Consider the following 24,885-nt stretch of genomic DNA (forward strand, 5'->3'; position numbering starts at 1 on the left):
TTTCGCCTTATGCGCGGAGCAAGCGCCCCGCGACGGCATCGAGCTTCCTCAGAAGCTCCGGATCACGCGCCTCGGGCGCGGTGATGAGCGCGGTATCGAGCGCGCGGTCCGAGCCGATCGGGCACGGCTCGTGCTCCCGCGGAAAATCCTTTGCCAGCCTGGCCACCAGCGACTTTGCCTTGTCGGCATTCGAGGTCAGCACACGGATGATATCCTGCACGGTGACGGCGTCGTGATCCGGATGCCAACAATCGAAATCCGTCACCATCGCAACGGTGGCGTAACAGATCTCCGCCTCGCGGGCGAGCTTGGCCTCGGGCATGTTGGTCATGCCGATCACGGAATAGCCCAGCGTCTTGTAGGTCATGCTTTCCGCAAGCGTCGAGAATTGCGGCCCCTCCATGCAGACATAGGTGCCACCGCGCGCGATTGCGATGCCTTCGGCTTCGGCCGCGGCGGCGAGATGGATACGCAGCCGCGGCGAGACCGGATGCGCCATCGAGACATGCGCGACGCAGCCCTTGCCGAAGAACGAGCTCTCGCGCTTGTGGGTGCGGTCCACGAACTGATCGATGAGCACGAAGGTGCCCGGCGGCATTTCCTCCTTGAAGGAACCGCAGGCCGAGAGCGACACCAGGTCGGTGACGCCGGCGCGCTTCAGGACGTCGATATTGGCGCGATAGTTGATGTCGGAGGGCGACAGGCGGTGGCCCTTGTCATGCCGCGGCAGGAACACGATCGGCAGACCGGCAATGGTGCCGCGCCTGACCGGCGCCGACGGCTCGCCCCAGGGGCTCCCGATCACCTCTTCGCGCGCCCCCTCGAGTCCCGGCAGGTCGTAGATGCCGGAGCCGCCGATGATGCCCAATACCGCCCGCGTCATGCCTGCTTCACCCCGTCCGCGATGTGCAACGTGGTTAAGCTATGCCAGTTTTGGGACGGATTTGGAACGGGGATGGTGGGACGGGTCGTGGCGTTGCGAGCGAGGCTTCGGCGCTCGCCACACATTCGATGTCGTCCCGGCGACGGCCGGGACCCATAACCAAAGGGCGTGGTTTGGCGAAGACCGTCGTTCGGTACTACGACCGTCCGCGATGGGATAGATTCCGCGGTATGGGCCTTCGCCGGGACGACGCGGGGAAACAGGTGTCGTTTTGGCTACGCCGCCTTCACCGGCTGCAACTGGCTCGCCACCATCCGCTCGAGCGTATCGACCGACTGGAAATTCTCCGGCGTGATTTCGGACTGCGGGATGGTGAAGTCGAACTCGGCTTCCACGCCGAGCATCAGGTTGACCATGTCCATCGAGGTCAGACCGATGTCGACGAGGCGCACACCCGGCGCGACGTTCGCGGCGAGCGAATTCTGTTCGAGGATGCCCTTCACCAGCTTGATGATGCGATCCCGCACATCGGTATCGAACGCCTGCATCTGCAATATCCCATACTCTGATAAGGTCCGGAGCACCGGCTACGATGGGCATGACCGGCCGATCCCGCAATGGGCGCGACTCTTAACTCGCGTTTCTTAGTAAACGATGACTCAGATTGACTAAAACTCGCGCCGTCCTCTCATCGTTAACGCGATCGCGGAAAATCCGCGGATGCAAAAAACCCTGCCTTAACTGCTCGTTCCGAATTAAGCCTTGTTTACCTTCAATTTCGTCGACGAATTTGAATTAAATCCGTAGCCTCCGCTCCAAGCAGACATGGTCGGATGATCGGCACGGCGTGCTCCGTGCTGATCTCGAACGACGTAACGGAGGCGGACAATCATGAACGTGCGTGAAGCGGCCCTTCAACCTGTCGACGACGCCCAGGCAAGCTTTCTCGAGCACAGCCCTTCTCTGGTGGAACGCGCCGCGTGCATGGCGACGGTGGCAGCCGGCGAAGCCGAGGGTGTCGATCGCGACGGCCGCTTTCCCCACAAGGCATTCGACGCCGCGCGCGAGCAAAAACTGCTCGGCGTGATGATCCCGGTCGAATTCGGCGGCTTCGGTGCCTCGATCTACGACGTCACCGACATCTGCTACACGCTCGGGCGTGCTTGCGCCTCGACTGCAATGATCTATGCGATGCATACGACCAAGGTCGCTTGCGTCATAAGGCACGGCCACGGCATTCCCTGGATGGAAACCATGATGCGCCGGGTCGGCCGCGACCAGTGGCTGCTCGCCTCCTCGACCACCGAAGGCCAGAACGGCGGCAATATCCGCGCGAGCGCGGCCGCGGTCGATCATGAAGGCGACATGATCGCGCTGACGCGCGATGCCACCGTGATCTCCTACGGCGCCGAGGCCGACGGCCTCGTCACCATCGCGCGCCGCGCGGGCGATGCAGCCGCCTCCGACCAGGTGCTGCTGGCGCTCGCCAAGGACGACTATTCGCTGAAGCGGACGCTGGGCTGGGAAACGCTCGGCATGCGCGGCACCTGCTCGACCGGCTTCGAGCTGAGGGTCGACTGCCCCGCCGACCGTGTATTCCCGGAATCCTATGACAAGATCCACGCACAGACGATGACGCCGTTTGCGCATCTGTGCTGGTCGTCGGCCTGGGCCGGCGTTGCGGCCGCCGCCGTGACGCGCGCGCAGGCGTTCGTCCGCAAGGCGGCGCGCGCCTCCGGCGGGCAGATGCCGCCGGCAGCGGCGCATTTCACCGCCGCGAAGATGTCGCTGGCAAAACTCCGCGCGCTGATCGCCTCCAATATCGACGCCTTCGCCCATCACGAGCATGACGAGCGCGCGCTGGGCTCGCTCGACTTCCAGTCCTCCATCACGCTGCTCAAGGTGCAAGCCTCCGAGCTGGCGGTCGAGACCGTGATGCACGCGATGCGCACGACCGGCCTTGCCGGCTATCGCAATGACGGCGATTTCACCATGGGCCGCCATCTGCGCGACGTGCTCTCCGCGCCGATCATGATCAATAATGACCGCATCCTCGCCAACGCCGCGACCTCGACCTTGATGAGCGGCGTGCCGGCAAGCCTTCGGGACTAACTAGCCTTCGAGACCGACGAGCCTACACGACCAACAAGAAGAATTGCAGATAACAGGAAGTTTTGGCCATGAACGTTGCCGTTCTCCCGACCTCGCCCGACACCGCGCCGCAAGCGGTTGATCCGCTCGACCATCTCACCGACGTTCTGTTTCACCGCATGGGCTCGGACGGCGTCTACGCCCGCACCGCGCTCTATGAGGATGTCGTGGAGCGGCTCGCCGCGCTGATCACGCGGCACCGTGAGGCCGGCACCGAGGTGATGCGCTTTCCGCCGGTGATGAGCCGCGCGCAGCTGGAAAAATCCGGCTACCTCAAGAGCTTCCCGAACCTGCTCGGCTGCGTCTGCGGCCTGCATGGCACCGAGCGCGAGATCAACGCCGCGGTCAGCCGCTTCGATGCCGGCGGCGACTGGACCACGTCGCTCTCGCCCGCCGATCTCGTGCTGTCGCCGGCGGCCTGCTATCCCGTTTATCCGATTGCAGCGAGCCGCGGACAGCTGCCGAAGGGCGGCCTGCGCTTCGACGTCGCCGCCGACTGCTTCCGCCGCGAGCCGTCGCGTCATCTCGACCGGCTGCAATCGTTCCGGATGCGCGAATATGTCTGCATCGGCAGCCCCGATGACGTCGCCGATTTTCGCGAGCGCTGGATGGTGCGCGCGCAGGCGATCGCCCACGACCTCGGCCTGACCTTCCGTGTCGACTATGCCAGCGATCCCTTCTTCGGCCGCGTCGGCCAGATGAAGGCGGTGAGCCAGAAGCAGCAGCAGCTCAAGTTCGAGCTTTTGATTCCGCTACGCTCGGAGGAGCAGCCGACGGCCTGCATGAGCTTCAACTATCATCGCGAGCATTTCGGCACGACCTGGGGTATCCAGGACGCCAATGGCGAGCCCGCCCACACCGGCTGCGTCGCGTTCGGCATGGACCGCCTCGCCGTCGCGATGTTCCACACCCACGGTGTCGACCTCTCCGTCTGGCCCGCCAAGGTGCGGGACATCCTGGGCCTGTCGCCGCACGTGGCAACTGACGCCCATGTCGAAGGCTGGCGCTAAGCGACGAGGCCGATCATTTCCACGGGCAAGACGAGCGTGATCCATACCAAGATCCGGTGCCGCGAGATCACAGAGTCCGATGTCGATGCCATCGCGGACCTGCTGACGCGCGGCTTCGTCGGCCGCTCGCGCGACTATTGGATTCAGGGCCTGCGCCGCCAGGCCTTCCGGCCCGTGCCCGAGGGCTATCCGCGCTTCGGCTACATGCTCGACAATGACGGCTCGCCGGTCGGCGTGCTGCTTCTGATCTACACGGCGCGCCAGGACGGCGAGACCATCGCCATCCAATGCAACCTGTCGAGCTGGTATGTCGAGCCGGCGTTCCGCAACTACGCGCCGTTCCTGACCAAGATCGCGCAGCGGCACAAGGACGTGACCTATCTCAACATCAGTCCCGCGGTGTGGACCTGGCCGACCATCGAGACCCAGGGATTCAGCGCGTATTGCCGCGGCCTGTTCTTCTCGGTGCCGGTGCTGTCGCGCGTGCCGCGCTGGACCAAGATCGAGGTGATCGCGCCGCACGCCAAGCGGATCGAGGGCCTCGGCGAGGCCGAGACCGAGCTTTTGACGCGGCATGCGCGCTACAACTGCCTGAGCCTCGTGGTCCGCACGCCGAAGGGCGTATTCCCCTTCATCCTGCAACCGGTGCGCATCCGCCGCGGCTGGATCGCGCCGCCTGCGATGCAACTGATCTATTGCCGCAGCGTCGCCGAATTCGTCGCCTGCGCCGGCCGCATCGGCCGCCTGCTGCTGCGGCTCGGCAAGATCTCGGTCATCGTCGATTCCAACGGCCCCATCCCCGGCCTCACCGGCATCTACACCGAGCGGCGCGGCCGAAAATACTTCAAGGGCCCACACCGGCCGGAGCTCGCCGACCTCACCGACACGGAGCTCGTGCTGTACGGGCCGTGAGGGCGTCCGTCGCAATCGACTTGCTGGCGGCACATTCTCCGCTATCACGCCCCGCGAAGGCGGGGCATCCAGTACGCCGCGGCTTCTCTGTTCTATTACAGACGTCTCGGAATACTGGATCACCCGCTTTCGCGGGTGATGGCACCGGAAATGTGGTAGTTTCCTCCGAACGACGGAAACCAATCCATGTCCGAGCGCAGCGCGCATTGGGAACGCGTCTACACGACCAAGGGCGAGCGTGAGGTGAGCTGGTTCGAGGACAGCCCGGCCATCTCGCTTCAAATGATCCACGCAGCGAATCCGGGCCGTGACGCCGCCATCGTCGATATCGGCGGCGGCGCGTCGCGGCTGGTCGATGCGCTGCTGCAGGAAGGCTACCGCTCCATTGCGGTGCTCGATCTCTCCGCCCATGCGCTTGACGCTGCAAAGACACGGATCGGCCCTGCCGCAGCCGGCGTCGACTGGATCGTTGCCGACGTCACGACATGGCGACCGGCTCGCTCATACGAGCTCTGGCACGACCGCGCCGCGTTTCATTTCCTGACCGAACCCTCCGATCGGACCGCTTATGTCGATCGCCTGCGATCGGCCGTGCGCGAGGGCGGTCATGTCATCATCGGCACCTTCGCGCTCGACGGTCCGGAGAAATGCAGCGGGCTGCCGGTGCAGCGCTATGATGGCAACAGTCTCGCCGCAGAGCTTAGCCAGGATTTCGAACTGGTGGAGACGCGGCACGATGTCCACCACACACCCTGGGATTCCACCCAGGCGTTTCAGTTCAGCCGCTTTCGCCGGCGCGGGTGAGCAGCCCTACGCCGCGAGCTTCACGGCGTGCGCGAAGTCCCAATAGAGCTTGCGCGCCTTGGTGTAGAACGGGCCCGGCTTCATCTCGCGATCGTCGATGCGGATGACGGGGGCGACCTTGGCGAAATTACCGCTCGAGAAGATCTCGTCGGCGGCAACGAAGTCGGCATAGCGCAAGGTCTTCTCGACCACGGTGACGCCGTCGGCCCGCAGCAGGCCGATCACGCGCTGGCGCGTGATGCCGTTCAGGAACGTGCCGTTCGGCGCCGGCGTGTAGACCACACCGTCTTTCGCCATGAACACGTTGGAATTGCCGAACTCCGCGACATTGCCGAGCATGTCGAGCATCAGGGCGTTCTGGAAGCCGCGGGAGGCGGCTTCGGCGAGCGCGCGCGAATTGTTCGGATAGAGGCAGGCCGCCTTTGCCTCGACCGGTGCGCATTCCGCCGTCGGTCTGCGGAACGGCGACAGTGTGATCGCGTTGCCGACCGGCTTTGGCATCGGCGCCTCGTAGATGCACAGGCACCAATTGGTGGTCTCGGGATCGAACAGCACACCGCCACCGGCGCCGTTCTGCGCCCAGTACATCGGACGGATGTAGAGCTCGGCGTTCGATGCAAAGCGCGCAATGCCTTCGCGCGCGAGCGTCATCCAGGTGTCGGTGTCGACCACCGGCCTGAGGCCAAAGTTGATCGCGGATTGATTGGCACGGGCGACGTGGCGATCGAGATCGGGCGCAACGCCTTCGAAGGCGCGGGCGCCATCGAACACGACGGATCCGAGCCAGGCGCCATGTGTGCGTGGCCCCATGATCGGCACGTTGCCCTCGTGCCACTTGCCTTCGAAGAAGGTCCAGCTCGGCGAGTATTCGATGAGTTTTGTGCTCTCGGCCATTGCCCAGCCTCCCCTTACCGTGATGCCGCAATATGCGTCACTATTAGCCGATTTTCTAAAAGATTTCCTGCATGGAACTTGACCGAAGGGGCTCAATTCTGGATTGCTGATCCACAGATTCAACGCAGCGATCCCGAGAGAGCCCCAATGCCGCTCGATCCGCTTGCAAAGCGCCTGTTGACCATGATGGCCGCGGCCGGGCCGGCAGTGCGGACCCGCCCGAGCGTCGAGGCGCGACGGCAGTCGCTGGCGAAGCTGATGCAGTTTGCGCGCGCAGAGGCTCCCGGCGTTACGACGTCCGACGGCATGCTGCCCGGCCCTAGCGGCGAGCTCGCTTACCGGCTCTATGCGCCGCAAAACGCCGCGCCGCGAGCGCCGGGCTTCGTGTTCTTTCACGGCGGCGGGCTCGTCGCCGGCAGCATCCAGACCCATGACCGCATCGCCGCCGGCATCGCGCACGAGACCGGTTGCCGCCTGGTGTCGGTCGACTACCGGCTCGCGCCCGAGCACAAATTCCCCGCTGCGGTCGATGACGCGATCGCCGCAACCGAATGGGTGGCGCGGAACGCTGATCTCCTCGGCATCGACGCAGAGCGGCTGGTGGTCGGCGGCGATTCAGCCGGCGCGACTCTGGCGGCCGTCGTGTGCCAGGAGGCGGCACAGAACGCCGGGCTCTCCATCGTCGCGCAATGCCTGATCTGCCCGGTGCTGGATTTCGAGGAGACCTCGCCCTCGCGCGAAGCCTTTGCCGAAAATCACCTGATCGATCGCGTCACGATCAACGCCGATCTTGCGGACTATCTGGCTGACGGCATCGATACGGCCGATCCCCGCATCTCGCCGCTTCGCGCCGCGCGGCTGACGGGCTTGCCGCCGGCGATCATCCACACGGCCGAGTTCGACCCGATGCGCGACGAGGGCAACGCCTACGCGCGCAGGCTGCTGGCGGCCGGCGGTGTCGTCGAGCATGTCTGCCACGACGGCATGGTTCACAATTTCCACGCCATGGGCGCGATCCTGCCGCAGGCGCAGCTCGTGCTGTCGCAGATCGGCGAACAGGTCCGGCGCGCGGTCGGAGAGTGAGGCGTACTCACCGCCCCCTCCCCCTCGAGGGCCCCATCGATACAGGTTGATTCAAATTTTAGCCAATTCCGCAGCAGTCGTTAGGGTTACTTCGTCGATCTCTAGACGAATTATTGCCCGCTTTACCACCCGCCTCTAACACGAGGACGACGGATAACGCACATCCCTTGACGTGCCAATAAGTGCGACCCGCTGAAATGCGGAGGTGAACGATGCGCAACGAAACGATCGCTATTCACGCCGGCTACGAACCAGAAGCGACCACGCATGCGGTCGCCGTGCCGATCTACCAGACCGCGGCCTATGCGTTCGACAGCGCCGATCACGGCGCAGCTCTCTTCAATCTCGAAGCTGAAGGCTATCGCTACAGCCGCATCGCCAATCCGACCACGGCGGTGCTGGAGAAGCGCATCAGCGAGCTAGAGGGCGGCGTCGGTGCATTGGCGGTCGCAACCGGACAGGCGGCGCTGCATTTCGCCTTCGTCAACGTCGCCGATCACGGCGGCAATATCGTTTCCGTGCCGCAGCTTTACGGCACCACGCACACCCTGCTCTCCCACATCCTGCCGCGCCAGGGCATCACGGGCCGCTTCGCCGAGAGCGACAAGCTAGATGCGATCGCAAAGCTGATCGATGAGAACACGCGCGCGGTGTTCGCCGAGAGCATCGGCAATCCCGCCGGCAACGTCTGCGACATCGAGGCGCTCGCGAAGATCGCGCATGCCCACGGCGTGCCGCTGATCGTCGACAACACGGTGGCGACGCCAATCCTGCTCAAGCCGTTCGATTACGGCGCCGATATCTCAGTGCATTCGCTGACGAAGTTTCTGGGCGGCCACGGCACCACGCTCGGTGGCGCGATCGTCGACTCCGGGCGTTTCCCCTGGGCGCAGCATGCCGCACGCTTCCCGGCCTTCAACACGCCCGATGCGTCCTATCACGGCCTCGTCTATGCCGAGCGCTTCGGCAATACCGCCTTCATCGAGCGCGCGCGCAGCATCTATCAGCGCACCATGGGTTCGGTGCTGTCGCCCTTCAACGCCTTCCTTTTGCTTCAGGGGATCGAGACCGTGGCACTGCGCATGGAGCGCCACGTCGAGAACGCGTGCAAGGTCGCGGAATTCCTGCGCACTGACCCGCGCGTTGCCTGGGTCAACTATGCGGGCTTCCCGGACAGCCCGTATTATCCGTTGGTGCAGAAATATCTCGCCGGCAATGGCTCGTCCCTGTTCACCTTCGGCATCAAGGGCGGCATGGAGGCCGGCAAGGCCTTCTATGACGCACTGAAGCTGATCACGCGGCTCGTCAACATCGGCGATGCAAAATCGCTCGCCTGCCATCCGGCCTCGACCACGCACCGGCAGATGTCGGCCGAGCAGCAGCGCGCCGCCGGCGTGCTGCCGGAGACGATCCGCCTCTCGGTCGGCATCGAGCATATCGCAGATATCATCGAAGACATCGACCAGGCGCTGGCAAAGGCGTGCCCGTCGGAACGGCTTCAGGCTGCGGAGTAGACGGCAGCGCCGATGACCGTCTTGATCGACAAGGATCAAGGTATTTTGAGCCCGGCCCTGGTGCCGGCGCTGGGCGACGCGCGCGGCGACGGTCGCGAGATCGCCATTGGGCTGATCAACAATATGCCGGATCCGGCATTGAAGGCGACCGAGCGGCAGTTCATAAAGCTGTTGCAAGCCGCTGCCGGCGGACGCCGCATCCGCTTCCAGTGTTTTTCGCTGCCCTCGGTCAAGCGCTCGCCGGAGGCGCGCTGGCATGTCGAGAGCGAATATTCCGATCTCTCCGATCTGAAGCGGCAAAGATTCGACGGGCTGATCGTGACCGGCGCCGAGCCGGTCGCGCCCGATCTCGACCAGGAGCCGTACTGGCGCGATCTCACCGACATCATCGACTGGGCGAGGACCAATACGCGCTCGACGATCTGGTCGTGCCTTGCCGCGCATGCGGCGGTGCTGCATCTCGACCGGATCGCGCGGCGGCCACTCACCGCTAAATGCCACGGCGTTTTCGACTGCGAGACGGTCGGCAGCGATCCGCTGACGCGGACAGCAACGGTGCCGTTGAAAGTTTCACACTCGCGGCTAAACGAGGTCGCAGAAGCCGACCTCACCAGGCATGGCTACCAGGTGCTGACGCGCTCGGCAAAGGCCGGCGTCGACGTTTTCGCCCGGCAATATGCCAGCCGTTTCGTGTTCTTCCAGGGCCATCCCGAATATGACGCGCTGTCGCTGCAGCGTGAATATCTGCGCGATCTCGGCCGCTTCCTCGCGCGCGAGCGCGAGACCTATCCAGGGCTGCCCGTGAGCTATTTTGATGCGGCGACCGAAGAGAAGCTCATCCGCTTCGAAAAGCGCGCCAGGCACCAGCGTCATCCGGCAATGGCAAGCGAGCTGCCTGCACTGAATTTGCGCAGCGATATCGCCGCCGGAAGCGCTGCGGCCGTACTTTTCAGGAACTGGCTCGATTTTCTCGCCGAGGATGCGGCCACGCCGCTGTCTCTGCGCTGAAGGGCCGAGCGGGCTCCCCCGTTAGGCATACCGAATCGTAAAGCTTGCGTCAGGCCGAGGGCGGATGGTTCATTGCTACCGCCCCGTTTGGAAATACAGGGAAACAACCCCGGTGTGGTCGGCGATCAACGGACGCGTGAGCAATCGGCTGGCCCGGCATTTCGCCGTCGCGCCGCACCGGCTGCCGGCGCATGCGCCGATGGTCAGCTTCACCTTCGATGATGCGCCCGACAGCGCCGCGAGCCACGGCGCCCCCATGCTGGAAGAGTATGGCGGACGCGCCACGTTCTATCTGGCCGGCAGCCAGATCGGGCAGTGGTCCGGTCACTGGCTCGGGTTGTCCAACGACGCGATTCTGCAACTCCATCATCGCGGCCACGAGATTGCCTGCCACACGTTCTCGCATCGCCGCGCGGCGGATCTCGACCAGGCCGCGCTCGCCCGCGAGATCGAGCAGAACCGCAGCTATTTTCACGCGCTCGACCCTTCGATCAGGCTCGAGAACTTCGCCTACCCTTATGGCCTCGCCTCGATCTGGCGCAAGCCGCAGCTCACCAAGAACTTCCGCTCGGCGCGCGGCATCCTTCCCGGCGTCAATCGCGACGTCATCGACCTGCAGCTGCTGCGTTCCACGCCTTTGATCGACAAGGACATCGATGCCGGCGGCATCGATCGTTATTTCGACGAGACCAACGCGAGCGGCGGCTGGCTGATCTTCTACGGCCACGACGTCGTCAACCAGCCGAGCCCCTATGGCTGCTCGCCGTCGCTGTTGCACCACGCATTGAAGGCGGCGCAGAGGCGCGACGTTCCGATCGTGACAGTCGCCGAAGCCCTGCGGCGAATCGGGGCGTAGTTTCGTCACCTCGCCCCGCTTGCAGGGAAAGGGACAAGATAGACTTGCCACAATCGCCCCGCCATGCGACTGCCGTGGTCCGAATCTCACGGTCCGGTCCGACACCCCATGTCCGCCTCCTCCACCGCTTCCCAACCCGCGCCGCCCGATCGCCGCGACGCGTTGGCGGTGCTGCATTCGGTGTTCGGGCTCTCCGGTTTCCGTGGCGCGCAGGGCGAAATCGTCCGCCATGTGACGGCGGGCGGCAATTGTCTGGTGCTGATGCCGACCGGCGGCGGCAAGTCGCTCTGCTACCAGTTGCCGTCGCTGCTGCGCGAGGGCTGCGGCATCGTGGTATCGCCCCTGATCGCGCTGATGCGCGACCAGGTCGCGGGTCTGATCGAATCCGGCGTCAACGCTGCCGCGTTGAACTCCTCGCTGACATCGCAAGAGGCGTCCGAGGTCGAACGCCGGCTGATTGCCGGCGATCTCGACCTGCTCTATGTCGCGCCCGAGCGGCTGGTCACGCCGCGCTGCCTGTCGCTGCTGGCACAGGCCAGGGTCGCACTGTTTGCGATCGACGAGGCGCACTGCGTTTCGCAATGGGGCCATGACTTTCGCCCTGAATATGTCGCGCTCTCGATCATCGCCGAGCGCTTTCCCGACGTGCCGCGGATCGCGCTCACCGCTACCGCCGACGAGCTGACGCGCAAGGAGATCGTCGAGCGACTGCAACTCACGGACGCGCCGCAATTCGTCTCCAGCTTCGACCGGCCGAACATCCGCTACGAGATCGTCGACAAGCGCAATTCGGTGGCGCAACTGAAGGAATTCATCCGGGAGCGCCATGCCGGCGACGCCGGCATCGTCTATTGCCTGTCGCGCAACCGGGTCGAGGAGGTCGCTGCTGCCTTGGGCGAAGCCGGCATTCCGGCGCTGCCCTATCATGCCGGGCTCGACGGCAGTGTGCGGTCGCGCAACCAGGATCGCTTCCTGAACGAGGACGGCATCGTCATCGTCGCGACCATCGCCTTCGGCATGGGAATCGACAAGCCGGACGTTCGCTTCGTCGCGCATCTCGACCTGCCCAAGAGCATCGAGGCCTATTACCAGGAAACGGGGCGCGCCGGCCGCGACGGCAATTCGTCCGCCGCCTGGATGGCCTACGGCCTTTCCGACATCGTGCAACAGCGTCGCATGATCGACGAGTCCGGTGCATCCGACGAGTTCAAGCGGGCGTCGATCGGCAAGCTCGACGCGTTGGTCGGGCTTGCCGAGACCGCGCATTGCCGGCGCCGGCGGCTGCTCGCCTATTTCGGCGAGACGGTCACGGCGGACAATTGCGGCAATTGCGACAACTGCCTGACGCCGCCGCAGATGCGCGACGGCAAGGTGCCGGCGCAGAAGCTCCTGTCCTGCGTCTACCGCACCGGACAGCGCTTCGGCGCCATGCACCTGATCGACGTGCTGGTGGGGCGCCTGACCGAGAAGGTGACGCAGTTCGGCCACGAGAAGCTGACGGTGTTCGGCATCGGCCGCGAGCTCAACGAGAAGCAGTGGCGCACGGTGCTCAGGCAATTGGTGGCGATGGGGCATTTGCAGAGCGACAGCGAGGCTTTTGGCGCGCTGAAGCTGACGGAATCCTCGCGCGGCGTTTTGCGCGGCGAGACGGAAGTCTGGCTGCGCGAGGAAGCCCCCGGCACGCGCCTTCGCGGCAGCCGCGCGAAATCCCGCCGCGGCGATCTTGCGCCAGCGGCGAGCGGGCCACAGGGCGACGTCGATCCCGAATTGCGCGCACGCCTGCGCGCCTGGCGATCCGAGGTCGCCCGCGAGCGCGGCGTGCCCGCCTATGTCGTGCTGCACGATGCGACGATCGACGGCATCGTCCGCGCCTGGCCGACGACGCTGGATGAACTGCGCAACGTCCCCGGCATCGGCGACAAGAAGCTCGAGCACTACGGCGAGGAGCTGCTGCGGCTGGTCAGGACGCGGTAGCTGACCGCGCAGCAGCGTTGGCGCGCTCAATTCCTCCACAGTCATCCCGGACAAGCGTAGCGCAGATCCGATCCATAACCCCAGGAGTAGTTTGGCGAAGACTCGGAGTTAGAATCTTCACGCCAATGAGCTGTCGTGGCTATGGGTCCCGCGCCCGCGACTTCGTCGCATCCCGGGACGACAATCTTGGTGGGGTACGCCGCTCGCGCTCCCTCACCCATTCCGGAACGCGTATGCGTAGCCGTTGAGCGCCGGCGCGCCGCCGAGATGCGCGTAGAGGATTTTTGCGCCCTTCTCGAAATGGCCCTTCTTCGCGAGGTCGATCAGGCCCTGCATCGACTTGCCCTCGTAGACGGGGTCGGTGATCATGCCTTCGAGACGCGCGGTGAGGCGGATGGCTTCCTTGGTCTCCTCCGACGGCACGCCGTAGGCGGGATAGGCGTAGTCCTCGATCAGCACGACGTCGTCTTCAACGAGCTCCTTGCCGAGCTCGACGAGTTTTGCGGTGTTCTGCGCGATCGAGAGCACCTGCGCCTTGGTTTGCGCCGGCGTGAAGGAGGCATCGATGCCGATCACCTTTCGTGCGCGGCCGTCCGCGGCGAAGCCGACCAGCATGCCGGCATGGGTCGAGCCGGTGACGGTGCAGACGACGATGTAGTCGAACTTGAATCCGAGTTCCTTCTCTTGGCTGCGAACCTCCTCGGCGAAGCCGACATAGCCGAGCCCGCCAAATTTGTGCACGGAGGCGCCGGCCGGAATCGCGTAGGGCTTGCCGCCTGCGGCCTTCACTTCCTCGATCGCCTGCTCCCAGCTCTTGCGGATACCGATGTCAAAGCCGTCCTCGACGAGGCGCACGTCGGCGCCCATCACGCGCGACAGCAGGATGTTGCCGACGCGGTCGTACACGGCGTCCTCGTGGGGCACCCAGGCTTCCTGCACCAGGCGACACTTCATGCCGATCTTGGCCGCGACGGCGGCGACCATGCGGGTGTGGTTGGACTGCACGCCGCCGATCGAGACCAGCGTGTCGGCGTTCGAAGCGATCGCATCGGGAATGATGTATTCGAGCTTGCGCAGCTTGTTGCCGCCATAGGCAAGACCGGAATTGCAGTCCTCGCGCTTGGCATAGATCTCGACATTGCCACCGAGATGCTTCGACAGCCGCTCCAGCTTCTCGATGGGGGTCGGCCCGAAGGTCAGCGGATAGCGCGCGAATTTTTCCAGCATCGTAAGGTCATCCCGATTGGCGTTGAGCTGGAAGGAGCGAGTAGCACTAGTCGAAGGAAATGTGCTCTCAAATAGGTCTAGATATGCGAGTTACTCTTGCACTATTATCGTCAGAATCGACATTTTCTTTCATATTATTTGTAATCTACGGAACTTTCTTCCATGGCTGCCCGGCTCGATCGAACCGACCTTAAGATATTGCGATTGCTACAGAATAATGGCCGACTCAGTAACGCCGAGCTGGCCGAAACGGTCGCCATCAGCCCCGCCACCTGTCATCGCCGCACCCAGCGCCTGTTCGAGGACGGTTTTATCGCCTCGGTGCGCGCGCTGGTCGCGCCGAAGAAGGTGGCCAAGGGCACGTTGGTGATGGTCGGCGTCGTGCTCGACCGCTCGACGCCGGAGAGTTTTGGGATCTTCGAACAGGCGGTGGCAAAGCTCAAATTCGTGCTCGACTGCCACCTCGTCGCCGGCGACTTCGATTATTTCCTCAAGATCCGCGTCGGCGACATGGAGGATTTCAACCGCATCCACGGTGAGCAACTCATCGCGCTGCCCGGCGTGCGGCAGACCCGCACCTTCTTCGTGATGAAAGAGGTCGTCGACAACGCGCCGCTGGAGTTTTGAGCGGCGCTATTGATGCGCGATACGCATCATGCGAGATTCAGCCGATGCCGATGCAACCACTCCCCTTCCGCCAGCAGGATCCGGCCGCGCCGGCCTACCGGCGGGGCTGGGTGGACGAGGCGGTCGCCGCGATCGAAGCGGACCAGTGCCGCACCGCCGACACCCACCTGATCCGGCTGATCGTGCCGGCGCTCGCCGGCATCGACATCTACCTGAAGGATGAATCGACCCATCCGACCGGCAGCCTGAAACATCGGCTCGCCCGATCGCTGTTCCTCTACGCGCTCTGCAACGGTCACATCCGCGAAGGCACGCCGGTGATCGAGGCCTCGTCAGGATCGACGGCGGTGTCGGAAGCCTATTTCGCGCAGATGATCGACGTACCCTTCTATGCGGTCATGCCGCGCACGACCTCGGCGGAGAAGATCGCCGCGATCGAGCATTATGGCGGCAACTGCCATCTGATCGACGATGGCCGCGCGCTCTATGCGGAGGCCGCCGCGCTCGCCGCGCGGCTGAACGGCCACTACATGGACCAGTTCACCTTTGCCGAGCGCGCCACCGACTGGCGCGGCAACAACAACATCGCCGAATCGATCTTCACCCAGCTCAAGGGCGAGCCGCGCCCGGTGCCGGACTGGATCGTGATGGGCGCGGGCACCGGCGGCACCTCGGCGACGATCGGGCGCTATCTGCGCTATCGGCAATATCCGACGCGGCTGTGCGTCGCCGATGTCGAGCATTCCGCCTTCTTCGACTGTTTCCGCAACCAGGATCGCACGCAGGTCTGCGAGCGGCCGTCGCTGATCGAGGGTGTTGGCCGTCCGCGCTGCGAGCCCTCCTTCGTGCCTGGTGTGGTCGACCGCATGATGAAGATCCCGGACGCTGCGACGATCGCCGCGATGAATTTGCTGACCCGCCGGCTGCGCCGCGCGGTCGGCGGCTCCACCGGCACCAATTTCCTCACGCTGTGCCGGCTTGCGAGCGAGATGCGCAATGCAGGCGAGACAGGATCGCTGGTGACACTGATCTGCGATTCCGGCGAGCGCTACCGCCAGACCTATTATGAGCCGCAATGGCTTGCCGCGCGCGGACTCGATCCCGCGCCGTATGAGGCCGAGTTGTCGGCCTTCCTGGAAACGGGCAAGCCGCTCAGCTTCACGATTGCGGATGTGGCAAACCCACAGAATTCCCGAGGTGACGGGTGACCGCGCTGATCGAAACGATGGCCGCCGTGCCCGAGGATCCCGGCTTGGCCAGGCGCTGAAAGCGCGTGCCGAGATTTTGCGGCTGAGCGAAGCCGCGCGTGACGCGGTGCTGGTGCCGCGCGAAGCCGGCGGGCTGAGCCACGGCCTGCGCGCGGCGCTGGCGGTGCGGATGTGCCGGCATGTCGGCGATGCCCCGCTGACCGCGCATTACGAATCATGGGCCAACCGGCTGATGCATACGCTGGGCGAGCCGCTGGCGTGGTTCCGCGACCGCCATTGTCGGCGATAAAGCACATCCCGATCCGGAACCGGCCAGCACGGTTCGGCCGTACCGAAATCTCATGGCTGTGCCGGCATCTCAATGCCATGTGATCGTCACGGCAACTTCACTTGCCTTGCGCCAGCGACCGGGCGACGGTCGCCGCTTCTCAACGAGGAGACCTGCCATGCGCCTTCCCATTCTCGATCCGAAGGACCTGAGCGCCGAGCAGAAGCCGCTCTATGAGGACATGCGAGCGGGCATCAAGGACCATTTCAAGGGCTTTGTGAACATGCGCGAGGACGGCGCGCTGCTCGGACCCTGGAATCCCTGGATCCGCGAGCCTCGCTTCGGCAAGCCGGTGTGGGAGCTGGTCAAGGCGATCGCGTCGAATCCGCTGCTGCCGGCGCCGGTGCGCGAGGTGGCGATCCTCGTCACCGGTTCGCACTTCCGCTCCGGCTATGAGCTCTATGCCCATGTGCTGGTCGCCGAACAGCGCGGCCTGTCGGACGAGAAGCTCGCGACAATCGTCGCCGGCCAGCGGCCGGTCGACCTCACCAAGCAGGAGGCCGTCGCCTACGACATGGCGTCCGCGCTGGTCAGCGGCGGCGTGCTGCCCGAGCTGACCTGGCGCGCGGCGGTGAAGGAATTCGGCGAGCATGGTGCGGCCGAATTGTCCTATCTCGTTGGCGTCTATTGCATGGTCTCGGTCACGCTGAACACGTTCGACGTGCCGGTACCGGATTAGACGCCGGCATCGTTTGCCCGATCACTCCGCCGCCTTGCTTGCGGGCGGCGGGGGCGACCAGGCGATGCAGCGATTGCGACCTTCGGCCTTGGCCTGATAGAGCGCGTGATCGGCCGCAGCCATCAGCGCGTCGATGCCCGACATGCTGACGCTGGCCTCGGCGATGCCGATGCTCACGGTGACGCCAAACTGGATCTTGTGGGCGGCGACATACGAGCTCATCACGCGCTTGCGGATGCGCTCGGCGACCGTTCTCGCGCGCGACAGGCTGGTCTCGGGCAGGAGAACCGCGAACTCCTCGCCGCCGAGGCGGCCGACGATGTCAGATTTTCGTTTGCCGTCGAGGCACGCGGCAGCGACCGTCTTGATCGCGGCGTCGCCGACCGCGTGACCATAGCGGTCGTTGACCGACTTGAAGTGATCGATGTCGAGCATCAACACCGAAACCGAACGATAATAGCGCTGGAAGCGGCTCCATTCCGCATCGAGGCTCTCGAGGAAATGGCGGCGGTTGAACAGGCCGGTGAGCGGATCGGTCGTTGCCAGCGTCTCCAGCATCTTGGCTTTTTGCGTGAGATCGGTGATATCGACATAGGTCAGCATGCGGCCGCCGTTCGACATCGTCGTGCAATGGGCGCGGATGCGCCGGCCGTCGGGGGTCTGAAGGTCGCGCACGTGATCGCCGGCTTTGACCTCTTCGACGCGCCTCGCCGGAAATCTTGCGAGCTCGCTCGGCGGGAGATCGGGCGCGCTGGCGCGATGCATGCGCCGCACCAGCGACGCGTAAGCCGGCCGGCCGGCCGCTTCCTCCTCGCTCACCTCCCAGAACCGCCGCATCCGCCGGTTCATGAAGCTCGCGTTCAAGTCGGAATCGAGAAGGAGAACGCCGTCCTGGACGTTCTCCAGCGCATCCCGCAGAACCCTGAGCTCATCGGAGAAGCGCACGATATCGGTGACAGGCGTGTAGGTCAGCATTCGCCCACCGTCCGGCAACGGCGTGCACTGCACGCGCACGACGTCGCCGTTGGTTCGGCGCAGATCGATCGGCGTGGGATCTCCTGCCTCGACCTGACGGGCGCGCATTGCGACGTGCGCATCGAGCTCGGGGTCCGGCACTTCGTAGGCCCCCGGTATCACGTCCATGATAGAGCAGTGTGAGGATGGAGGGATTGCTGTCGGCAACCTCGTCAGGCAGCCGCCACATTTCGCGGAATGACCGATTGATCAGGCGCGCCCTTAGCTGCGCGTCGAGCAGCACGATGCCGGTCGGCACGTGATCGAGCGCGGCGCGCAGCGCCAGCATCTGGCTGCGCATCAATGCGTCGCCGCGCCGAGCCGGCGCCGCCTCGGCCCTCGCCTCTCCGCCAGCCCTGCCGAGCGCCACACCGATCTCGCGGTCGGAACGCCAGACCACGCGGCATGCCAGCAACTCGTCGTCCGCAAGCTTCAACTGGAATTGGTCAGGCACGCCAAGGCCCGTCTCGAGCTGGAGCGTTGCCCCTTCCTCGGGCATGCGTCGCACCACGCAATCGAGCGACGATTGCCCAAAATTGAAGATGATCTTCCCGGCCAGGAACGTTCGTTCCGGCGTCAAACGGGGCATCGCAACCTCCTGGACGAAACCGGCTCCAGTCTGCCGCAATGCCCCTTGCGGCGGGATAACGCAGATCGCGATTTTGCGGGAAGGCTAACGATCTGTTGACGGGTGCAGCAAATTGGAAGGACGCGGGGCGCACGAAAAGCCGTTGCCCAACAGTTGCGCAGAGCGACGGCCGCGCACGGCCACCCGGACAGTTCCAGGACGTCCGCTTTACTGAAAATCCACCACGCCGGAAATCAGTTGCGCACGATGTAATGCGGCGCTCGCAGCGCCTATCCGATTGGGGCGCGATCGGTCGCTGCGTCAAACCATACCGGGCCATCTGTGGACTGTCCGGGCGCGCGACGTTACCCTGCCGCTATCGCAACGACACACTTGCCTGCCAAGCTCGGGCGACGAGCACGAGAGAGGATGAAAGCAATGAAGACATCACGCCGTGTGTTGCTGGCCGGAATGGCTGGACTCGTCGCAGCACCAAAGGGTGCAGCCAGCGCCCATCCTTCCGTCGGCGGCGCAGACATGACGGTCGCCGAAGAGCACTTCGCCAGGCTGATCGCCGCCGCGCACGCGCCCGACATCACCTGCGCACGGCAGGCCGAGCGTTACGCGGAAACGCATTGGCCGGAGTATGTGACGGCCGCACGAGCGGTGCTTGGCGCGAGAGGGTGAGGTAGACCCCTTCTCCCCTTGTGGGCGTGTTGCGGTTACGCGCGTGATTTCCGCAATCCCAAAGAATGATCGACGCCCGCTTCTCAAGCGTCGATGGTTCGATACGATTTTCCGTGAGCGTGCGACAAATTCTGCAACGCATCGGAAACGTCTCCACACGCATTTGGCAACCGAACCGCAAGCACCCGCGCCCCAGGTTGAGGCGTTCAGTTTTCGCTTGAGGGTGCGCCAAGTTGACGTTTGCTACCACGCGTTTCAGTCGCCTGCTTTCGCGCTTCATCTCCGACCGCCGCGGAAATATCGCGGTCATCTTTGCCATCGCGCTGTTGCCGGTGCTGGCCGCAGTCGGCGCCGCCGTCGACTATTCCCTCGCCGTGCGGGCGCGCACCAAGCTGATGGCGGCGCTCGATGACGCGGTGCTGGTCGCGACCGCCAAGAGCGAGATCACCAACACCGCTGCCACCGCACAGAGCAATGCGCTGAACACGTTCGCGGCGCAGATGTCGGCCTACAACATGGCGACCGGCTCGGTGACCATCACCGTGACCGACAGCCTGACCACGCGGACGGCGACAGGGACGGCGACGTCCTTTGTTTCAACCTATTTCATGGGGTTACTCGGCTACAAGACCATGACGGTGTCGGCGAGCTCGTCCTCGGCAGCCTCGCTGCCCACCTATATCGACTTCTACGTGCTTCTGGACAACTCGCCCTCGCAGGGGCTGGGCGCGACCTCCGCTGACATGACGGCGTTGCAGGCCGCGACCTCCGACAGTTGCGCCTTCGCCTGCCACGACACCTATACGTCGAGCTCGAAGAAGACCAAGCAGACCAACAGCTACTATTCGATCGCAAAGAAGCTCGGCATCACGATGCGCATCGACCTGGTGCGGGAGGCGACACAGTCGCTCACCGATACGGCAACGGCCAGCGAGCTCGTCAGCAACCAGTATCGCATGGCGGTCTACACGATGGGCAGCGATTGCAGCTCGATCGGCTTGGCGACGATCTCCTCGCTCACCTCGAGCCTGTCGGCGGTGAAAACGGCGGTCTCCTCCGTCGACCTGATGACGATCCCCTACACCAACTACAACAACGACATGTGCACCGACTTCGACGGCATCCTGTCGTCGATGAACAGCACGATTCCGACCTCCGGCACAGGCACCGCCTCCTCACCCGAGAAATGGCTGTTCTTCATCTCGGACGGTGTGGCCGACTACTACTATCCGTCGAGCTGCTCGCAGACCGTCATCACCTCGTCCGGGCGATGCCAGGAGCCGCTGACGACCACGATCTGCGACACCATCAAGAACCGCGGCATCAACATCGCCATTCTCTACACGACCTATCTCGCGATCACCAACAATAGCTGGTACACGACCTACATCGCGCCGTGGCGCAGCTCGATCGCGACCCAGATGAAGGCTTGCGCGACGTCGGGCTACTACTACGAGGTATCGAGTGACAGCAGCATCAGTGCCGCACTCACCGCGCTGTTCCAGAAGGCGGTTGCCTCCTCGCACCTGACGCAATAGCCGCAGGCAGGTTTCGCGCTAACCCAGAAGAGCAATGGCCAGGCAAACGCCTGCCGTTGAGCATTGCGGCCAGTCGTCAGCGGCGATCGGCCGGCACGAGCTGGTCGAGGTCCGGCAGCATCTCCTTCAGGCGCTTGTTGTACTCATCGTCGGAGAGCGGCGCGGCAGGCGCGCGCGAGGCGGCTTCCGGTGAAAGGCCGACGCGGGTCAATTGCGGCACGAGCAGGACAAGGAGCAGCAGCAGCCATTGCGCGGCCAGAAACGGCGCCAGTGCGCGCAGGAAGGGACGGAAGGCAACCTGCTCCCGCAGCACACCACGCACCATCATCAGCACATAGCCGAACGGCGGCAGCAGGAAGCTCGACTGCAAGGTGAGCAGGACCAGCACCGACACCCAGCGCGCATCCGCGACGCGGATCAGGAGCGGCGGAATCACGATCGGCACGATCACGAAGATGATCTCGAAGGCGTCGAGCACGAAGGCCGAGATCGCGATCACCGCAAGCACGGCGAGCACCGCCGCGATCTCGCCGCCTGGGATCGACGCGACCATCCTGCCGACGAGATCGGCGGTGCCGAGCAGCCGCAGGATCATCGTGAACGTGGTCGCCGCAAGCAGCAGCGCGAACAAGGCTCCGGTCAGCGCGATGGCGTCACTGAGCACCCTGTTCAGGACTTTCCAGGACAGCCGGCCGGTGAGGAGACCGGCGGCAAGCAACGCAAAGGCGCCCATCGCGGCGGCTTCGACCGCATAGAAATAGCCGACGGTGACGCCGCCGAGCAGCGTGAGCAGGAAGAGAAGCGCGATGACGGCGAGCCAGGCTTCGCCCGCGGTCAGGCGCTCCGGTTTCGGCGGCGTGGGTGCGACGCGGCCGGCGATCCAGGACAGCACCAGGCATAGTGCGATGAAGATGCCGCCCGGCACCAGCGCCGCGTGAAAGATATCCTGCGTGTTGACGACGCGGTCGCTGCGGCCGGTGGCCGTCACCGCCATGGTGTGGGCCGACAGCATGGCGTCGCTGAGCAGGATCAGCACCAGCGACGGCGGCACCAGCACGCCGAGCGTGGCCGCGACCGCGATCACAGCGTGACGCACCGGCGCCGCGATCCCCTCCGCGGCCAGCCGCGGCGAGACCACGCGCGAGAGCGCGAGCACGCTGGCGCCGACCGAGCCGTTCATCGGACCGAGCAAGGCGCCGAGCAGCATGCCCGAGACCAGCAGCGCGGCGGAGCTGCGCGGCAGCACCGCGTTGCCGGCGCGATAGAGCGCATCGGCGACCGGAAGGCGGTCGAGCAAGAGACCCATGGTCACGTAGAGCGGCAGCGCCTGGAGCAGGTCGTTTTCGAGAAGGTTGATCAGCCGGCTGGGCAGCGCACCCAGCGTCGCCAGATCGAATGCACCGGACACCACGCCGAGCACGGCGCCACAGGTCGCCATCGCGATCAGGATGACGGCCGCAGGCAGGCCGGTGGAGACGATCGCGATGCCGACCAGCACCAGGAGCGCGAGACCAAGCCATGCCATCAGTCACCCGCCCCCGCGCGGGCGGAAGATGTCGAGAAGCGCCTGGCCGAGAACGAGCACCGCCAGCAGCAAGAGCGCGATCTTGACCAGGAAGTAGCCGGGGTTGCCGGAGTCCTGGAATGCCTCGAGCTGTCGAACGCTTGAGAAGACGCTTCTATTGCCCGCGATCAGCACGAACAGCGCCCAGGGCAAGAGGCCGATCGCTGCGCCGAGCCGTATCAGCATCGCCCGCGTGCGCGGAGAATAGTGCCGCGCAAGCAGATCGGCCGAAAGATGCGTCCGCGCCCGCGTCGCCGCAGTGACGCTGGCCGCGACAAACAGCGCGAAGGCGATCTGCCCGAGATCATTGGCCTCGCGCGAATAGCGCTGAACGAAGTCGCGCAGCGGCCATTGCAGGAAGAGCAGGATGATCAACGGTAGCGCCAGCCATTTGGCCGCGGCGACGATGGCGCCGATCACACGATCGAGGCTGCGAAGGAAGATCGTCATGGCGCCACCCGATATCTCGACCAGAGTGGCCTGCCGCCTGACGCGGGACAAGAGCCAAAATTCAAGCCTAGATCACTGCTACATCGGTCTGATGCTGAACAGCTTCGATGCTGGCGGCGGAGGCGGTGGCTACGTCATCGGGTCGTTGAGCCTTATGGCTCTTGCAGCTTGTCGTAGCTGCCGAGTTCATTGTCCGCTCCATCCGCTCTTGGGTGGTGTATAGCCATTGCTGTTCCACCAACTCGTGGAACCGCTCGCAGGCGGTTGATAGCCGCTGTTGCTCCACGCGCTGGTAGGTGGTTGATAGTTATTCCACGCGCTCTGCGGCGGTTGATAGCCATCGCTGTTCCACGAGCTTTGGGGTAGCTGGTGCCGTGCGGCGTCTTTGCTCCACCAACTATTTGGCACTCGGCTCGGACGGCTCTGCTGGATGGAAAGTCGCTGCTGTGCGATTGATCCGGCACTCGGCATCTGGTGTTGCGCGCCACCAATGATGATGAGTTGGTCTTGGGCGTAGGATGGTGCAGCCAAGCCAATTGCCGTCGCAGCCGTGATGATTGCTTTGCGCATCAATTCGCCCTCCCGGTTAGATGGGGATGGGCGTTAACGATAGCTCCATTGGGCCGCGCCTTCTAGTGATTCCCGGGCCGAAGGCTAATTTGATGCGTCGTCCCAGTAAAAAAGCTCGCGCTGCCTATTTCCGAACCACTTTGCTCTTCTGAAATGCGGCGCGTTAGGGGTACTCCCTGGTTCACTCGCGCGAAGGAGCAGTAGGCTCGGGTATGTTCTTGGCCGATCGAGGTTGCGGAACGAGACGAGGGAATATGATCTTAAGCACCCACGCAGTAGTCGGCGGCGCCATCGCTAGCCTGTTCCCGTCGCACCCAATCCTCGTTGCGGTTGCGGCCTTCGCAAGCCACTTTGCGATCGACGCGATTCCGCATTGGGATTATCCGCTTCGAGCGATCAGGCTAAAGCCGGGCGCCGACAATCGCCGCCTGTTAGATCCGAGGTTTTTGCGCGATCTGGCCCTTATCGGCTTCGATGCTTGCGCGGGTCTATTGATAGCAACTTGGCTTTTCGCAACACCCGCAACGATTGGAGTGATCGTGCTCGGCGCCCTCGCGGGCATGATGCCTGACCCCCTGCGGGTCGTGCACAGGGTTCTTCCGAAGCAGCCTCTGACGACCCTACAGCGTTTGCATAGATGGACCCACACGAAGCGGAGGCTTCGTTGGCCGCTCGGCATCAGCTCGCAAGCACTCTTTGCCGCATCCGTATCCTGGATAGTTTTGACCGTTGGCTGAGGAAGCAACGTGCGATAAGGGGAGGAAGGACCGTGGATCACGACAAACTCAACGATCGCCTCACGCATCTAGAGGGGCAAGTGTCCCGATTGCTAATCGCCCTTTGCTGCGCGCTTAGCGTCATCCTCGTGTTCATTTTCTATGACCGACGACCCTATTTTTTCGATCAGGATGCGGGTGACGCCGTCGTAAGGATGATCGGTACCGTCGCATCATCTTTCGTTGTGGGCTGGCCAATCGTGAGATGGGTTGTCGGCAAAAAGTCGGAATAACGCTATCCGATGACGCACTTGGTACCGTCCTAATTTGAACACTCGCAAACCGCGATTAGGCCACTTCAAGTTCTGCTCATGGTCTAACGGGCGTTCAGCGTTTGTGACGCCGTCTAAAGGATACCGGCAACGGTTACACGACGATATGACCCGCGAGGGCAACAGCAGGTCGCTAGTTCTCCAGATGCGCATGCCATCTCGGAGGATTTTTGATGCTGCAATCACGACGTGGATTTCTGATCGGCGCCGGTGCCGTGCTGACGACGACATTCGTGAAGGACGCGCGCTCCTTCATTCAACGGACGAGCCAGCCACTGCTAGCGTCAC

General features: G+C 64.1%; 25 protein-coding genes and 1 pseudogene. 17 read left to right on the plus strand and 9 right to left on the minus strand.

What is annotated here, in order from left to right:
- Positions 1-7: 7 nt before the first annotated feature.
- On the minus strand, positions 8-883 hold the full coding sequence (locus tag QQL28_RS12650) for an S-methyl-5'-thioadenosine phosphorylase (RefSeq protein ID WP_284265438.1): 876 nt from the start codon (positions 881-883) through the stop codon (positions 8-10).
- Between the two features lie 275 nt (positions 884-1,158).
- Positions 1,159-1,431: a phosphopantetheine-binding protein gene (locus tag QQL28_RS12655; RefSeq protein ID WP_284265440.1), complete on the minus strand. Its 273-nt coding sequence runs from the start codon at positions 1,429-1,431 to the stop codon at positions 1,159-1,161.
- A 343-nt stretch (positions 1,432-1,774) separates the two neighbouring features.
- Between QQL28_RS12655 and QQL28_RS12660 the strand changes: the two genes are divergently transcribed.
- The 4 genes from QQL28_RS12660 to QQL28_RS12675 all read left to right on the plus strand — a co-directional run bounded on the left by QQL28_RS12660 (position 1,775) and on the right by QQL28_RS12675 (position 5,760).
- Entirely contained in the window at positions 1,775-2,995 is a 1,221-nt protein-coding gene (locus tag QQL28_RS12660; RefSeq protein WP_284265442.1) for an acyl-CoA dehydrogenase family protein, read from the plus strand.
- 68 nt (positions 2,996-3,063) lie between these two features.
- The gene (locus tag QQL28_RS12665; protein ID WP_284265444.1) at positions 3,064-4,044 is read left to right on the plus strand and encodes an amino acid--[acyl-carrier-protein] ligase; all 981 of its coding nucleotides are present in this window, start codon (positions 3,064-3,066) and stop codon (positions 4,042-4,044) included.
- Positions 4,045-4,080: 36 nt separating this feature from the next.
- A complete protein-coding gene (locus tag QQL28_RS12670) occupies positions 4,081-4,956 on the plus strand; it encodes an acyl-CoA acyltransferase (protein ID WP_284265447.1) in 876 nt (291 codons plus the stop codon).
- A 186-nt stretch (positions 4,957-5,142) separates the two neighbouring features.
- Positions 5,143-5,760 carry a class I SAM-dependent methyltransferase gene (locus QQL28_RS12675; protein ID WP_284265449.1) on the plus strand — a complete coding sequence of 206 codons (618 nt, stop codon included), beginning with the start codon at positions 5,143-5,145 and terminating at the stop codon, positions 5,758-5,760.
- 6 nt (positions 5,761-5,766) lie between these two features.
- On the opposite strand, the gene QQL28_RS12680 is transcribed toward QQL28_RS12675, so the two are convergent.
- Entirely contained in the window at positions 5,767-6,654 is an 888-nt protein-coding gene (locus QQL28_RS12680; protein ID WP_284265451.1) for a branched-chain amino acid aminotransferase, read from the minus strand.
- Between the two features lie 147 nt (positions 6,655-6,801).
- Between QQL28_RS12680 and QQL28_RS12685 the strand changes: the two genes are divergently transcribed.
- From QQL28_RS12685 to recQ, 5 genes are all read left to right on the plus strand, one after another.
- Positions 6,802-7,737 (plus strand): alpha/beta hydrolase, encoded by a 936-nt coding sequence (locus QQL28_RS12685; protein WP_284265454.1) that lies wholly within the window; start codon positions 6,802-6,804, stop codon positions 7,735-7,737.
- 212 nt (positions 7,738-7,949) lie between these two features.
- Entirely contained in the window at positions 7,950-9,251 is a 1,302-nt protein-coding gene (locus QQL28_RS12690; RefSeq protein ID WP_284265456.1) for an O-acetylhomoserine aminocarboxypropyltransferase/cysteine synthase family protein, read from the plus strand.
- Positions 9,252-9,263: 12 nt separating this feature from the next.
- Positions 9,264-10,259 carry a homoserine O-succinyltransferase MetA gene (gene metA / locus QQL28_RS12695; RefSeq protein ID WP_284265458.1) on the plus strand — a complete coding sequence of 332 codons (996 nt, stop codon included), beginning with the start codon at positions 9,264-9,266 and terminating at the stop codon, positions 10,257-10,259.
- A gap of 112 nt (positions 10,260-10,371) precedes the next feature.
- Positions 10,372-11,115, plus strand: a complete 744-nt coding sequence (locus QQL28_RS12700) for a polysaccharide deacetylase family protein (RefSeq protein ID WP_348522490.1) — start codon at positions 10,372-10,374, stop codon at positions 11,113-11,115.
- A 108-nt stretch (positions 11,116-11,223) separates the two neighbouring features.
- On the plus strand, positions 11,224-13,089 hold the full coding sequence (gene recQ, locus QQL28_RS12705) for a DNA helicase RecQ (RefSeq protein WP_284265462.1): 1,866 nt from the start codon (positions 11,224-11,226) through the stop codon (positions 13,087-13,089).
- Between the two features lie 213 nt (positions 13,090-13,302).
- Here recQ and QQL28_RS12710 read toward each other — a convergent pair whose 3' ends face one another.
- The gene (locus tag QQL28_RS12710) at positions 13,303-14,316 is read right to left on the minus strand and encodes a 1-aminocyclopropane-1-carboxylate deaminase (RefSeq protein ID WP_284265464.1); all 1,014 of its coding nucleotides are present in this window, start codon (positions 14,314-14,316) and stop codon (positions 13,303-13,305) included.
- 162 nt (positions 14,317-14,478) lie between these two features.
- On the opposite strand from QQL28_RS12710, the gene QQL28_RS12715 reads away from it, so the two are divergent.
- The 4 genes and pseudogenes from QQL28_RS12715 (at position 14,479) to QQL28_RS12730 (ending at position 17,158) form a co-directional block, all read left to right on the plus strand.
- On the plus strand, positions 14,479-14,943 hold the full coding sequence (locus tag QQL28_RS12715; protein ID WP_284265466.1) for an Lrp/AsnC family transcriptional regulator: 465 nt from the start codon (positions 14,479-14,481) through the stop codon (positions 14,941-14,943).
- Positions 14,944-14,993: 50 nt separating this feature from the next.
- On the plus strand, positions 14,994-16,151 hold the full coding sequence (locus QQL28_RS12720; protein WP_284265600.1) for a PLP-dependent cysteine synthase family protein: 1,158 nt from the start codon (positions 14,994-14,996) through the stop codon (positions 16,149-16,151).
- Positions 16,152-16,168: 17 nt separating this feature from the next.
- A pseudogene (locus QQL28_RS12725) lies at positions 16,169-16,380 on the plus strand (CMD domain-containing protein); the annotation flags it as partial.
- Between the two features lie 217 nt (positions 16,381-16,597).
- On the plus strand, positions 16,598-17,158 hold the full coding sequence (locus QQL28_RS12730; protein ID WP_284265467.1) for a carboxymuconolactone decarboxylase family protein: 561 nt from the start codon (positions 16,598-16,600) through the stop codon (positions 17,156-17,158).
- A gap of 21 nt (positions 17,159-17,179) precedes the next feature.
- Here the strand turns inward: QQL28_RS12730 and QQL28_RS12735 are convergent, their stop codons facing one another.
- Both QQL28_RS12735 and QQL28_RS46115 read right to left on the minus strand, forming a co-directional pair.
- On the minus strand, positions 17,180-18,172 hold the full coding sequence (locus QQL28_RS12735) for a GGDEF domain-containing protein (protein WP_431309596.1): 993 nt from the start codon (positions 18,170-18,172) through the stop codon (positions 17,180-17,182).
- A complete protein-coding gene (locus QQL28_RS46115; RefSeq protein WP_431309597.1) occupies positions 18,087-18,473 on the minus strand; it encodes a PAS-domain containing protein in 387 nt (128 codons plus the stop codon). The genes QQL28_RS12735 and QQL28_RS46115 overlap by 86 nt, the downstream gene beginning before the upstream one ends.
- Between QQL28_RS46115 and QQL28_RS12740 the strand changes: the two genes are divergently transcribed.
- The 3 genes from QQL28_RS12740 (at position 18,432) to QQL28_RS12750 (ending at position 20,965) form a co-directional block, all read left to right on the plus strand.
- Positions 18,432-18,860, plus strand: coding sequence for a hypothetical protein (locus QQL28_RS12740; protein ID WP_284265471.1), 429 nt, complete (start codon positions 18,432-18,434; stop codon positions 18,858-18,860). The genes QQL28_RS46115 and QQL28_RS12740 overlap by 42 nt on opposite strands.
- Before the next feature lie 318 nt (positions 18,861-19,178).
- The gene (locus QQL28_RS12745) at positions 19,179-19,427 is read left to right on the plus strand and encodes a hypothetical protein (protein WP_284265473.1); all 249 of its coding nucleotides are present in this window, start codon (positions 19,179-19,181) and stop codon (positions 19,425-19,427) included.
- Positions 19,428-19,660: 233 nt separating this feature from the next.
- The gene (locus QQL28_RS12750; protein ID WP_284265475.1) at positions 19,661-20,965 is read left to right on the plus strand and encodes a TadE/TadG family type IV pilus assembly protein; all 1,305 of its coding nucleotides are present in this window, start codon (positions 19,661-19,663) and stop codon (positions 20,963-20,965) included.
- Positions 20,966-21,041: 76 nt separating this feature from the next.
- On the opposite strand, the gene QQL28_RS12755 is transcribed toward QQL28_RS12750, so the two are convergent.
- From QQL28_RS12755 to QQL28_RS12765, 3 genes are all read right to left on the minus strand, one after another.
- Positions 21,042-22,490: a TRAP transporter large permease subunit gene (locus tag QQL28_RS12755; RefSeq protein ID WP_284265477.1), complete on the minus strand. Its 1,449-nt coding sequence runs from the start codon at positions 22,488-22,490 to the stop codon at positions 21,042-21,044.
- 3 nt (positions 22,491-22,493) lie between these two features.
- Entirely contained in the window at positions 22,494-22,979 is a 486-nt protein-coding gene (locus QQL28_RS12760; RefSeq protein ID WP_284265479.1) for a TRAP transporter small permease subunit, read from the minus strand.
- 186 nt (positions 22,980-23,165) lie between these two features.
- A complete protein-coding gene (locus QQL28_RS12765; RefSeq protein ID WP_284265481.1) occupies positions 23,166-23,549 on the minus strand; it encodes a hypothetical protein in 384 nt (127 codons plus the stop codon).
- A gap of 254 nt (positions 23,550-23,803) precedes the next feature.
- Between QQL28_RS12765 and QQL28_RS12770 the strand changes: the two genes are divergently transcribed.
- Entirely contained in the window at positions 23,804-24,286 is a 483-nt protein-coding gene (locus QQL28_RS12770; protein WP_284265484.1) for a hypothetical protein, read from the plus strand.
- Positions 24,287-24,885 lie beyond the last annotated feature (599 nt).

It is taken from the genome of Bradyrhizobium iriomotense (assembly GCF_030160715.1).
Lineage (GTDB): Bacteria > Pseudomonadota > Alphaproteobacteria > Rhizobiales > Xanthobacteraceae > Bradyrhizobium > Bradyrhizobium iriomotense.

Coding starts and splice junctions, on each gene's coding strand:
- QQL28_RS12650 (WP_284265438.1), bottom strand. CDS start 883: ATGACGCGGGCGGTATTGGGCATCATCGGCGGCTCCGGCATCTACGAC.
- QQL28_RS12655 (WP_284265440.1), bottom strand. CDS start 1,431: ATGCAGGCGTTCGATACCGATGTGCGGGATCGCATCATCAAGCTGGTG.
- QQL28_RS12660 (WP_284265442.1), top strand. CDS start 1,775: ATGAACGTGCGTGAAGCGGCCCTTCAACCTGTCGACGACGCCCAGGCA.
- QQL28_RS12665 (WP_284265444.1), top strand. CDS start 3,064: ATGAACGTTGCCGTTCTCCCGACCTCGCCCGACACCGCGCCGCAAGCG.
- QQL28_RS12675 (WP_284265449.1), top strand. CDS start 5,143: ATGTCCGAGCGCAGCGCGCATTGGGAACGCGTCTACACGACCAAGGGC.
- QQL28_RS12680 (WP_284265451.1), bottom strand. CDS start 6,654: ATGGCCGAGAGCACAAAACTCATCGAATACTCGCCGAGCTGGACCTTC.
- QQL28_RS12685 (WP_284265454.1), top strand. CDS start 6,802: ATGCCGCTCGATCCGCTTGCAAAGCGCCTGTTGACCATGATGGCCGCG.
- QQL28_RS12690 (WP_284265456.1), top strand. CDS start 7,950: ATGCGCAACGAAACGATCGCTATTCACGCCGGCTACGAACCAGAAGCG.
- metA (WP_284265458.1), top strand. CDS start 9,264: ATGACCGTCTTGATCGACAAGGATCAAGGTATTTTGAGCCCGGCCCTG.
- recQ (WP_284265462.1), top strand. CDS start 11,224: ATGTCCGCCTCCTCCACCGCTTCCCAACCCGCGCCGCCCGATCGCCGC.
- QQL28_RS12710 (WP_284265464.1), bottom strand. CDS start 14,316: ATGCTGGAAAAATTCGCGCGCTATCCGCTGACCTTCGGGCCGACCCCC.
- QQL28_RS12715 (WP_284265466.1), top strand. CDS start 14,479: ATGGCTGCCCGGCTCGATCGAACCGACCTTAAGATATTGCGATTGCTA.
- QQL28_RS12720 (WP_284265600.1), top strand. CDS start 14,994: ATGCAACCACTCCCCTTCCGCCAGCAGGATCCGGCCGCGCCGGCCTAC.
- QQL28_RS12730 (WP_284265467.1), top strand. CDS start 16,598: ATGCGCCTTCCCATTCTCGATCCGAAGGACCTGAGCGCCGAGCAGAAG.
- QQL28_RS46115 (WP_431309597.1), bottom strand. CDS start 18,473: ATGCGCAGCCAGATGCTGGCGCTGCGCGCCGCGCTCGATCACGTGCCG.
- QQL28_RS12745 (WP_284265473.1), top strand. CDS start 19,179: ATGAAGACATCACGCCGTGTGTTGCTGGCCGGAATGGCTGGACTCGTC.
- QQL28_RS12755 (WP_284265477.1), bottom strand. CDS start 22,490: ATGGCATGGCTTGGTCTCGCGCTCCTGGTGCTGGTCGGCATCGCGATC.
- QQL28_RS12760 (WP_284265479.1), bottom strand. CDS start 22,979: ATGACGATCTTCCTTCGCAGCCTCGATCGTGTGATCGGCGCCATCGTC.
- QQL28_RS12765 (WP_284265481.1), bottom strand. CDS start 23,549: ATGCGCAAAGCAATCATCACGGCTGCGACGGCAATTGGCTTGGCTGCA.
- QQL28_RS12770 (WP_284265484.1), top strand. CDS start 23,804: ATGATCTTAAGCACCCACGCAGTAGTCGGCGGCGCCATCGCTAGCCTG.